The sequence below is a fragment of the Brevundimonas sp. CURTG3B2_SDJG genome (assembly GCF_057364705.1).
The window spans coordinates 1-3,537 of sequence record NZ_JBNFOJ010000281.1 but is presented as its reverse complement, the minus strand read 5'-3'; the positions used below and the strand labels follow the sequence as shown (position 1 = coordinate 3,537).

Below are 3,537 nucleotides of genomic sequence, written 5' to 3'. Positions count from 1 at the left end.
CTTGGCCCTGCTGGCCCCTGACTGGCCGTCGATCGTCCGCCTGGCCAAGGTCGCGCGCGAGGAAGGCCCCTCGCCGACCCTGGGCGAGATCGCCGGCATCGCCGGCGTCGGTCCCGTCGCGGCCCGCGCCCTGGCCCAGTTCTTCCACGAGCCGCACAACCGCGCCGTCGTCGACGCCCTGATCCAGCAGCTGGACCGGGTCGAGGACGCCGAGAAGCCCAAGACCGACACCGCCGTCGCCGGCAAGACCGTCGTCTTCACCGGCGCGCTCGAGCGCTTCACCCGCGACGAGGCCAAGGCCCGCGCCGAAAGCCTGGGGGCCAAGGTCTCCGGCTCGGTCTCCAGGAAGACCGACTATCTGGTGGCCGGCCCCGGCGCCGGCTCCAAGCTGGCCGAGGCCCAGAAGCATGGCGTCCAGGTCCTGACCGAGGACGAATGGCTGGCGCTGATCGGCGGCTGACTTGATCCCGCGCCGGCCGGCTCTTATCTGTTCAGCGACGACTGGCCCGCGACGGCGTAGCGATCACCCGACGCCGCGCCCTTGGGGAAGACCGCCTCGATCCGCGCCAGGTCCTCGGGCGTCAGGACGACATCGACAGCCGCGGCGTTCTCCTCCAGCGTCCGGATCCGGCGCGTGCCGGGGATCGGCGCCAGGTGCGGCCCCTGCGCCAGCACCCAGGCCAGGGCCAGCTGCGCCGGGTTCACGCCTTTATCTTGGGCGATGGCGCTGACCGCCGCGACGAGGTCCAGGTTCTTCTGGAAATTCTCGCCCTGGAAGCGCGGGTTCGACCGGCGGAAGTCGTCGGCCGCCAGGTCGTCGATCGACTTGATCTCGCCCGACAGGAAGCCCCGGCCCAGCGGGCTGTAGGGCACGAAGCCGATGCCCAGCTCGTCGCAGGTCGCCAGCAACGCGCCCTCGGGCTCGCGGCTCCACAGCGAATACTCCGTCTGCAGCGCCGTGATCGGATGCACCGCGTGACCCTTGCGGATCGTCGCCGGCGCGGCTTCCGACAGACCGATGAAGCGGACCTTGCCCTCGGTCACCAGTTCGCCCATCGCCCCCACCGTCTCCTCGATCGGCGTGTCCGGGTCCACCCGGTGCAGGTAGTAGAGGTCGACGTGGTCGGTCCCCAGCCGCTTCAGGCTGCCCTCGATCGAGCGCCGCACGTTCGCCGGCGATCCGTCGGTGACCATGCTGCCGTCGGGGTTGCGGACGATGCCGAACTTGGTGGCCAGGAAGGCGCGGTCGCGCCGCCCCTTCAGCGCCGCGCCCACCAGCTCCTCGTTGGTGTAGGGGCCATAGACCTCGGCGGTGTCCAGGAAGGTCACGCCGATATCCAGCGCCCGATGGATCACCTCGGCCCCGCCGGCCAGGTCGAGCGTGTCGCCGTAGAAGGCGCTCATGCCCATGCAGCCCAGGCCGATGGCCGAAACCTCAGGGCCCGAACGGCCCAGCGTGCGCGTCTTCATGAGCGCGTCTCCTGAAATGTGAGGAAGCCGGCGACCGGGCGCCGACCTCCAGGAGGTGGGCGCCGTTCCGCCTTATTTCAAGGGGGCGCAAGCCGCCTCCAGCCAGGCCTTCGCCTCGCCATCCAGCAGCGGCCCGACCTTGGCCCAGGTCTCGGCATGGTAGGCGTCCACATAGGCCCGCTCGTCCGCGGTCAGCAGGTCCACGTCGATCAGCTTGCGGTCCAGCGGCGCGAAGGTCAGCTGCTCGAACCCGTGCATCGGCCGTTCGCCGCCCGGGATCGGCTCGGCCGGCGTCACCACCTGCAGCGTCTCGATGCGGATGCCCCAGTGCCCCTCGCGGTAGTAGCCGGGCTCGTTGGACAGGATCATGCCGGTCAGCAGCGGCTGGCTGTTCACCGCCTTGGCGATGCGCTGCGGCCCCTCGTGGACGCCCAGGTAGCTGCCCACCCCATGCCCGGTCCCGTGATCGTAGTCGAAGCCCTGCATCCACAGCGGCAGGCGCGCCATCGCATCGAGTTGGTGCCCCGTCGTTCCCGCCGGGAAGCGCACGACGGCCATGGCGATATGGCCCTTGAGCACCAGGGTGAACATCCGGCGCTGGTCGGCGCTCGGTTCGCCCACCGCCATGGTGCGCGTCACATCGGTGGTGCCGTCCAGATACTGGCCGCCGCCGTCTACCAGGAGAAGCGACCCCTTCTCCATCCGCCGGATGGTGCGGGTCACGGGCTTGTAGTGCGGCAGCGCCCCGTTCGGCCCGGCCCCGGCGATGGTGTCGAAGCTCAGGTCCTTCAGCGCCCCCGTCTCCTCGCGGAACCGTTCCAGCGCCTCGGCCACCTCGCGCTCGTCGGGCAGGGTTTCCTGGGCCACCGTGTCGACCCAGTGCAGGAACCGGCTCAGCGCCGCCCCGTCCCGAATGTGCGCCTGCCGTGAGCCCTCGATCTCCACCGGATTCTTGGTCGCCCTGGGCAGGGTGCAAGGATCCATCCCCCGCACCACCGTCGCCCCGGCCGCTTCCAGCCGGTCGAAATACCAGGCCGAGGATTGGCCCGGATCGACCAGCACCTTCGCACCTTTCAGCCGGTCCAGCGCGCCCTCCAGCGCCTCGGGCGCCTCCAGCGTCACCGCGTCGCCCAGCCAGGCGGGCAGTTCATTGGTCACCTTGCGCGGGTCCAGGAACAGCTTCGCCGTCCCGTCAACGTTCACCACTGCCTGCGCCAACGGCAGCGGCGTGCGGATCACGTCTCCGCCGCGGATGTTGAACAGCCAGGCGATCGAGGCCGGCGCCGTCAGCACGGCCGCGTCTGCGCCCTTGTCGGCGATCGCCCGGCCGGTCCGCTCGCGCTTCGAAGCGCTGGTTTCGCCCGTGTAGCGGTCCTCGTGCGGAACCACCGGCGCCATCGGCTGGGCCGGCCGCTCGTCCGCCCAGGCCAGGTCGATCGGATTGGCCTCGACAGGCCGCAAGCTGGCTCCGGCCTTCTCCGCCGCGCGCCTCAGGCTCGCCAGGGCGTCGGGGCTGTGCAGACGGGGATCGTAGCCGATCACCGCTCCCTGGGGCGCCGTCTCCAGATAGGCCGCCACCCCGTTGTTCTCGAGCGCCAGAATCTCGAACTGGCCGGCATCCACCTGGGCGCGCACCTGGACCGTGTAGCGCCCGTCGGCGAACACCGCCGCCCGGTCCCTCAGCACCACGCCGGCGCCGCCGAACCGGTGAAGCCCGTCAACCACGCCAGCCGATCGTTGGCGGCGGGCAGATATTCGTTCTGGTGCTCGTCCTCGTGCGGCGCCAGCAGGCCGTCCAGGCCCTGCTCGGCCATCTTCGCCCGCACGCGGGGCAGATGCTTGGCCCCGAAGGACGGATCGGTGGTTTCGTCATAGGTCTGGCGCATGGCCGGAGGCATAGCACCAGGCGAGACCCCTCCACCATGCTTCGCATGGTCCCCCTCCCCACTTCGTGGAGAGGTGAGGCTCCACCCCAGCTCACCTCTCCATCGCCCGCCCAGGCGATGGGGAGGACAGACGGCGAAGCCGTCAGGAGGGGGCGCCCCAGGGGCGACCTAGTTCTGCGGC

Annotated in this window: 2 protein-coding genes and 1 pseudogene; 1 reads left to right on the top strand and 2 read right to left on the bottom strand. The window is 70.6% G+C overall.

Features of this window, described 5'->3' with window-relative positions; genetic code table 11:
• On the top strand, positions 1-460 hold a 460-nt coding region (locus AC2W7C_RS15025), incomplete at its 5' end, for a BRCT domain-containing protein (protein WP_486002135.1).
• Between the two features lie 23 nt (positions 461-483).
• Here AC2W7C_RS15025 and AC2W7C_RS15020 read toward each other — a convergent pair.
• Positions 484-1,470 carry an aldo/keto reductase gene (locus tag AC2W7C_RS15020; RefSeq protein WP_486002134.1) on the bottom strand — a complete coding sequence of 329 codons (987 nt, stop codon included), beginning with the start codon at positions 1,468-1,470 and terminating at the stop codon, positions 484-486.
• A gap of 72 nt (positions 1,471-1,542) precedes the next feature.
• Positions 1,543-3,356: pseudogene (locus AC2W7C_RS15015) on the bottom strand (aminopeptidase P family protein).
• Between the last annotated feature and the right edge of the window lie 181 nt (positions 3,357-3,537).

Excerpts from the sequence above, each read along its gene's own strand:
- AC2W7C_RS15020 (WP_486002134.1), bottom strand. The coding sequence starts at position 1,470 with ATGAAGACGCGCACGCTGGGCCGTTCGGGCCCTGAGGTTTCGGCCATC.